The following is a 6,335-nucleotide window of genomic DNA, read 5'->3' as shown; positions in this document are numbered from 1 at the left end:
ATGCGGCCCTATCAACTGACATTTATGTTGGCTGATACACCGCCATCGCGAGCAGGCTCACTCCTACAGGGATCGCCTTTTACCTGAATATTCTTGAGTACATTGAATGACTCCCTTGCCCGCACCATTGCGCTGGCTCTACTCCCTGGAATGGCGCCGTGGATTTTTCGACTGGGCGCGCAGCGATGGCGTGACCTGGGTCTACATCTTCAAGGTGTTGCTCGCCGCATTCCTGACGCTGTGGCTGGCCATGCGCCTGGAACTGCCGCAACCGCGCACGGCGATGATCACCGTGTTCATCGTCATGCAGCCGCAGAGCGGCCAGGTGTTTGCCAAGAGTTTCTATCGCTTCCTCGGCACATTGGCCGGGTCGGCGATGATGGTCACGCTGATCGCCTTGTTCGCGCAAAACACTGAACTGTTTCTCGGCTCGCTGGCGATCTGGGTCGGCATCTGCTCGGCCGGCGCCGCGCGTTGCCGCAACTTCCGCGCCTACGGTTTTGTCCTTGCCGGTTACACCGCCGCGATGGTCGGTTTGCCCGCGCTGGCGCACCCGGACGGCGCGTTCATGGCCGCCGTATGGCGAGTGTTGGAGATCTCGCTGGGCATCCTTTGCGCGACCGTGATCAGCGCCGCGATCCTGCCGCAAACCGCCAGCGCCGCCATGCGCAACGCCTTGTATCAGCGCTTCGGCGTGTTCGCATTGTTTGTCACCGATGGCCTGCGCGGGCGTAGCAAAGCCGAGTCTTTCGAAGCGAGCAACGTGCGCTTTATCGCCGAAGCCGTGGGCCTCGAAGGCTTGCGCAGCGTGACGGTTTTCGAAGACCCGCACATGCGCCGACGCAACGGTCGCCTGAGCCGTTTGAACAGCGAATTCATGGGCATCACCACACGCTTCAACGCTTTGCATCAATTGCTCGAACGCCTGCGCGTCAACGGCGAAGAACACGTGGTCGCGGCGATCAGACCGGGCCTGCAGGATCTCGCCGAAGTGCTCGACGGCTTCAGCGGCCGCGCCCTGACCAGCCCCGATGCCGCCCATTTGGCGACAGCGCTGGCGACCTACAAAGAAGGTTTGCCGACACGCGTGCGAACCTTGCGCGCGATCTTTCAAGACACCGATCCGAGCGAAGCCGAACAACTGGATTTCCACACCGCGTACGAACTGCTTTATCGCTTCGTCGACGACCTGCACAGTTATGCACAGACCCACGCATCGTTGGCCGATCACCGCCACGAACGCGAGCGCTGGGATGAACCGTTCACCCCGCAAACCAACTGGTGGGCCGCTGCGGCATCAGGCATACGCGCCTCGTTCATTCTGGTGGTGCTCGGCAGCTACTGGGTCGCCACCGCGTGGCCAAGCGGCGCGACGATGACCCTGATCGCCGCCGCCACCGTGGGCCTTTCGGCTGCCACACCCAACCCGAAACGCATGGCGTTCCAGATGGCCTGCGGCACCTTCCTCGGCGCATTGATCGGCTTCGTCGAGATGTTTTTCATCTTCCCGTGGATCGACGGTTTCCCACTGCTGTGCGTGATGCTCGCGCCAGTGATCGTGCTCGGCTCGTTCCTCACATCTCGGCCGCAATACGCCGGTGTCGGCCTCGGTTTGCTGATCTTCTTCAGCACCGGTTCGGTGCCGGACAACCTGACGATCTACAACCCCTACACCTTCATCAACGACTACATCGCCATGGTCATGGGTATGCTCGTTTGCGCCGCTGCTGGAGCAATCATTCTGCCGCCAAATAGCCGTTGGTTATGGAAACGTCTGGAGCAGGATCTGCGCGGCCAAGTGGTTTACGCAATCAGCGGCAAACTCAAAGGTCTGGCCTCGAGCTTCGAGAGCCGCACCCGCGATTTGCTGCATCAGGCTTACGGTCTCGCGGCGGGTGAGCCGAAGGTGCAAAAGAATCTGCTGCGCTGGATGTTCGTGGTGCTCGAAGTCGGCCACGCGATCATCGAGTTGCGCAAGGAACAGGCGATCCTGCCGGTGCACCCGGCCTACGCCGAATCGCAACCGTGGCGGCAGGCAATTCGCGTGATGGGTCGCGCGTTGGTGCGACTGTTTCTGCAACCCAACTCCAGCAATCTTGAACGCGCACTGGTCGCTGTTGATCATGCGATCAGCCGTGTCGCGGCGACCGATGAGCCGTTTGCGCCGCATTTCGATACCTCCGCATTGCGTCGGGTGAAGAGCTATCTGCACTTCATTCGCACCTCCTTGCTCGACCCGCAATCACCGCTCGCTGCCTACGCCATCGCCAAGCCCGAAGGACTTGCCCATGCCTCGTGAAATCGCTTTCCACGGCGTGTACATGCCGACCATGACCCTGATGTTTTTCATCGCTGCGGCACTGGCCTGGGCGGTGGACCGGTTCTTGTCCGGCTTCGATTTGTACCGTTTTTTCTGGCACCCGGCGCTGCTGCGCCTGAGTCTGTTTACCTGTCTGTTCGGCGCCATGGCGCTGACTGTCTACCGTTGAGAACGTCCCCATGAAAAAGTTTTTCAGCCTGCTCGCGACCCTGCTGGTGCTGGCCCTGGCGCTGTGGATCGGCCGCACGTTGTGGGAGCACTACATGAACACGCCGTGGACCCGCGACGGCCGCGTGCGTGCCGACATCATCAACGTCGCCGCCGACGTTACCGGCGAGGTGATCGACGTGCCGGTGCGCGACAACCAACTGGTGAAAAAGGGCGATTTGCTCATGCAGATCGACCCCGAGCACTACCGCATCGCCGTCAAACAAGCGCAGTCGCTGGTCGCTTCGCGCAAGTCGACGTGGGAGATGCGCAAGGTCAACGCCCATCGTCGCGCCGATCTCGACAACCTGGTCATTTCCAAGGAAAACCGCGACGACGCCAGCAACATCGCCGACGCCGCGCTCGCCGATTACCAACACGCCCAGGCGCAACTGGAAGCCGCCGAACTCAACCTAAAACGCACCGAAGTGCGTGCGGCGGTCGACGGTTACGTGACCAACCTCAACGTGCATCGCGGTGATTACGCCCGTATCGGCGAAGCGAAAATGGCCGTGGTCGACATGAACTCGTTCTGGGTTTACGGCTTCTTCGAAGAGACCAAACTGCCGCACGTTCGCGTCGGAGATAAAGCCGATATGCAATTGATGAGCGGCGAAGTGCTCAAGGGCCACGTGGAAAGTATTTCGCGCGGCATCTACGACCGCGACAACCCGGAAAGCCGCGAGCTGATCGCCGATGTGAATCCGACCTTTAACTGGGTGCGGTTGGCCCAGCGGGTGCCGGTGCGGATTCACATTGATGAGGTGCCGGAGGGGGTTCTGTTGGCGGCGGGGATTACCTGTACGGTGGTGGTGAATCAGGAATCTGTTGATAACTGATAGATCGAGTCGCTCCATTCGCGAGCAGGCTCGCTCCCACAGGGGCAAGCATTTCAAATGTGGGAGCGAGCCTGCTCGCGATAAGGGCAACTCGGTGTCTCAGACCGATACCGAGTGATCACGAACTGCAAAACGTCTCCTGCAAATGCCGCCAAATCACTCGCCCGGACTCAAGTTTTTCAAACACCACCGTCGAACGCCGATCCGTATGCAACCCGCTCGCATCCGTCTGCTGCTCGCGGTAACTCACCATCGCACCGCGCTCGTGTATTGCAATCCCGTGCAGTTCGCTGAGCTCAATTCTGAACCCGGGTTTCTTACCTCCAGCCATTCGAAACAATCCGCTCAACGCCTCGAAATTCAGCATCCGGCCCAGCGGCGAAATCATGGAGAACTCAGGCGAAAACCGCGCTAGCAGTCGCTCCAGTTCAGCGTCGTCTCCCTCCACGGCAAACCATCGTTCGATGGCTTCGTGTGCTTGAATCACTTCATCAAAATATTCGCTGTAGTCGGTCATATGGATTTTTCCTTCAGGGGATTAGGCGCCAGCAGGGCGAGCACGGTGGTTGAGTCGAAGCGCAGCACGCTGACCATCGGCAGCAACGTGAGCAGCGCGGCGGCCAGGAAGCAGTAGCGAAAACCCTCACCACCCAAAGCCCCCAACAAGGAGCTGAGCAACGCCGCGCCGAGGCAAAAACCGAGCTGACGATTGATATTCCACAGCGCACTGGAGTGGCCCATTTTTTCTGGCTCGATGCCGACGAATGCCAAGGTCTGCGCAGTGACGCTGCACAGGCTGCCGCCCAAGCCCATAAGGCCGTAGGCGATGATCAGCGGCGTGCTGGCGGGTTGTTCGATGCGCATCAGCAAAACGATACCGAGGCATTGCAGGAGCATACCGGCGCTCAACAGCGGCTTGGGCCCGAGGCGATTGAAACAGCGTTTACCGAACATGATCGCCACGACCGAACCCACTGCCCATGGCAGCATCAACGCGCCGATTTGCGCTGCGCCTAAGCCGAGGTTGTGCAGGTACAACACGGCGATCATGTGGGTGCCGGTGAACACGCCGGGCACGCACAGGTAGATCAGCATCGCCAGACGCAGCGACGGGTTTTTGATCAGTTGCAGGTCGAGAATCGCCTCGGGTTTACGCCAGCCGTCTCGCAGATAAATGCACAGGGTCAGGACGCTGAGCACGAGGACAAAGAGACCGAGGATGCGGGTGTCTGTTTCGCTCACCATGCTGACGGCGATCAACAACAAACTCAGCGCAGTCGCCGCCAGTAGCAAGCCGCGCGCATCCAGCGTCGGGCGTTCACTCGAAGGCTGATCGGCTTTCAGCCAGAACAGACCCAGGCCAAACGCGAGCAGCGCCACCGGCAAATTGAGGTAGAAAATCCACCGCCACGACAACGCCTGAACGATCAATCCGCCCGCCGCCGGCGACAGTGCCGGCACCATCAGCGCCACCAGTAACACCACGCCGGTGAAATGCGCGCGCTGCGATGGCGGAAACTGTCGATACGCCAACGCCTGACCCACCGGCAGCAACAACCCGCCACCGAGCCCTTGCAGCAAGCGCCAGCCAATCAAGCTTTCGATCGATCCCGCTTGCGCCACCAGCGCCGAGCCAATCCCGAACAACAGCAGCGAGGCGAGAATCAGCCGTCGTTCGCCGATCCGTGCCGCCAGCCACACGCTCAGCGGAATGATCAGCGTCAGCCCGAGCATGTAGGCGTTGGTGATCCACGCCAGTTGCGTCACCGAGGCGTGCAATTGTTGGGCGATGTCGGGGTAGGCAATGCTGGCGACAAACATGTTCAGCAAGTCGAGGGCGAACCCCAACAGATACACCAGCGCGACTTTCGAGCGATAAGCCATGGCAGCTTCCCTGTGATGAGACCTGCAGGGTAGGGCGCTTCTGGTGATAGGAAAACGCTGGTTTGGCTGCTAGTTTGTCAAAATTATTTTGACAAGGAGCGCCGTGGACATGGTCAGTCTGGATCGATTCGACACCTTCAAAGCCGTGGTCGAGGCCGGTTCGTTGACCGCTGCCGCTGACACATTGGGCCAGACTCGCGCGGTGGTGAGCTTCAATCTCAAGCGGCTGGAAGAGGAATTGGGCGTGACCTTGCTCACCCGTAATACCCGGCAACTGGCGCTGACCGACGCCGGCGAGCGTTTTTATCGACGCTGTCTGCGTACGTTGGACGAAGCACGATTGGCGATCGAGGAAGCCCGTTCGGAGCATTCACAGCTCAAGGGTACGTTGCGCATCACCACCACGGTGGAGTTTGCATTGGCCCAGGTGGTGCCGGCGCTTGAGGTGTTTCGTCAGCAGCAACCGCAGTTGAATATTCACCTGTCGACGTCTTCGACCCATGCCGATCTGATCTCCGAACGGTTCGACATGGCGATTCGTCTGGGGCGTATGCACGACTCCAATTTGCGTGCGGTGCAGTTGTCGACATTCGAGGTATTCGCGGTGGCCGCGCCGAGTCTGGTTGAGCGTTTTGCACCGGTTGCCACGCTGGCCGTATTGGAATCAATGCCGACATTGGGCCATGGACGGGTGCCGGAAATGACCGTGGTCGATCCCTTTGGCACCGAGCATTTTTACCAGCCAAAACCGGGCATCACGGCCATCGTGGCGGACAACTCGGCGACGTTGCGGGCGTTTGCGTTGACCGGGCAAGGCGTGGCGATTTTGCCGCAATGGTTGATTCAGGATGATCTGGACGCCGGACGCTTGCAGCGCTTGTTGGCGGATTATCGTTTTGCTCAGCAAGGGGTGTATGCGTTGTATCCGGATACCCGGCATTTGCCGCTGAAGGTGCGGGCGTTTATTGATTTCATGAAAGGGTGGGGCTGAGGAACTGCAGTGCCTGGTCTGGCCTCTTCGCGGGCAAGCCTTGCTCCTACATTGGGTTTGCGGCGCACACAAAACCGTAGGAGCAAGGCTTGCC

General features: G+C 60.0%; 6 protein-coding genes. 4 read left to right on the top strand and 2 right to left on the bottom strand.

Annotated features, from left to right (window positions below; all coding sequences use genetic code 11):
• Nucleotides 1-106 precede the first annotated feature (106 nt).
• From QMX93_RS29195 to QMX93_RS29185, 3 genes are read left to right on the top strand one after another with little or no spacing between them, the layout of a single operon-like run.
• Nucleotides 107-2,299, top strand: coding sequence for an FUSC family protein (locus QMX93_RS29195; protein WP_282359034.1), 2,193 nt, complete (start codon nucleotides 107-109; stop codon nucleotides 2,297-2,299).
• Nucleotides 2,289-2,489 (top strand): DUF1656 domain-containing protein, encoded by a 201-nt coding sequence (locus QMX93_RS29190; RefSeq protein WP_007914106.1) that lies wholly within the window; start codon nucleotides 2,289-2,291, stop codon nucleotides 2,487-2,489. Before QMX93_RS29195 ends, QMX93_RS29190 begins: the two co-directional genes overlap by 11 nt.
• Nucleotides 2,490-2,499: 10 nt before the next feature.
• On the top strand, nucleotides 2,500-3,366 hold the full coding sequence (locus QMX93_RS29185) for an HlyD family secretion protein (protein WP_282359032.1): 867 nt from the start codon (nucleotides 2,500-2,502) through the stop codon (nucleotides 3,364-3,366).
• A 118-nt stretch (nucleotides 3,367-3,484) separates the two neighbouring features.
• Here QMX93_RS29185 and QMX93_RS29180 read toward each other — a convergent pair whose 3' ends face one another.
• Both QMX93_RS29180 and QMX93_RS29175 read right to left on the bottom strand, forming a co-directional pair.
• Nucleotides 3,485-3,883: a DUF4440 domain-containing protein gene (locus tag QMX93_RS29180; protein WP_282359031.1), complete on the bottom strand. Its 399-nt coding sequence runs from the start codon at nucleotides 3,881-3,883 to the stop codon at nucleotides 3,485-3,487.
• Nucleotides 3,880-5,250: an MFS transporter gene (locus QMX93_RS29175; protein ID WP_282359029.1), complete on the bottom strand. Its 1,371-nt coding sequence runs from the start codon at nucleotides 5,248-5,250 to the stop codon at nucleotides 3,880-3,882. Before QMX93_RS29175 ends, QMX93_RS29180 begins: the two co-directional genes overlap by 4 nt.
• Before the next feature lie 109 nt (nucleotides 5,251-5,359).
• Between QMX93_RS29175 and QMX93_RS29170 the strand changes: the two genes are divergently transcribed.
• Nucleotides 5,360-6,241, top strand: coding sequence for a LysR family transcriptional regulator (locus QMX93_RS29170; RefSeq protein ID WP_282359027.1), 882 nt, complete (start codon nucleotides 5,360-5,362; stop codon nucleotides 6,239-6,241).
• Nucleotides 6,242-6,335: the final 94 nt, after the last annotated feature.

Source organism: Pseudomonas sp. PS01303, assembly GCF_029959385.1.
GTDB classification, from domain to species: domain Bacteria; phylum Pseudomonadota; class Gammaproteobacteria; order Pseudomonadales; family Pseudomonadaceae; genus Aquipseudomonas; species Aquipseudomonas rustica.
This window is presented reverse-complemented; position numbering and strand designations above follow the sequence as displayed.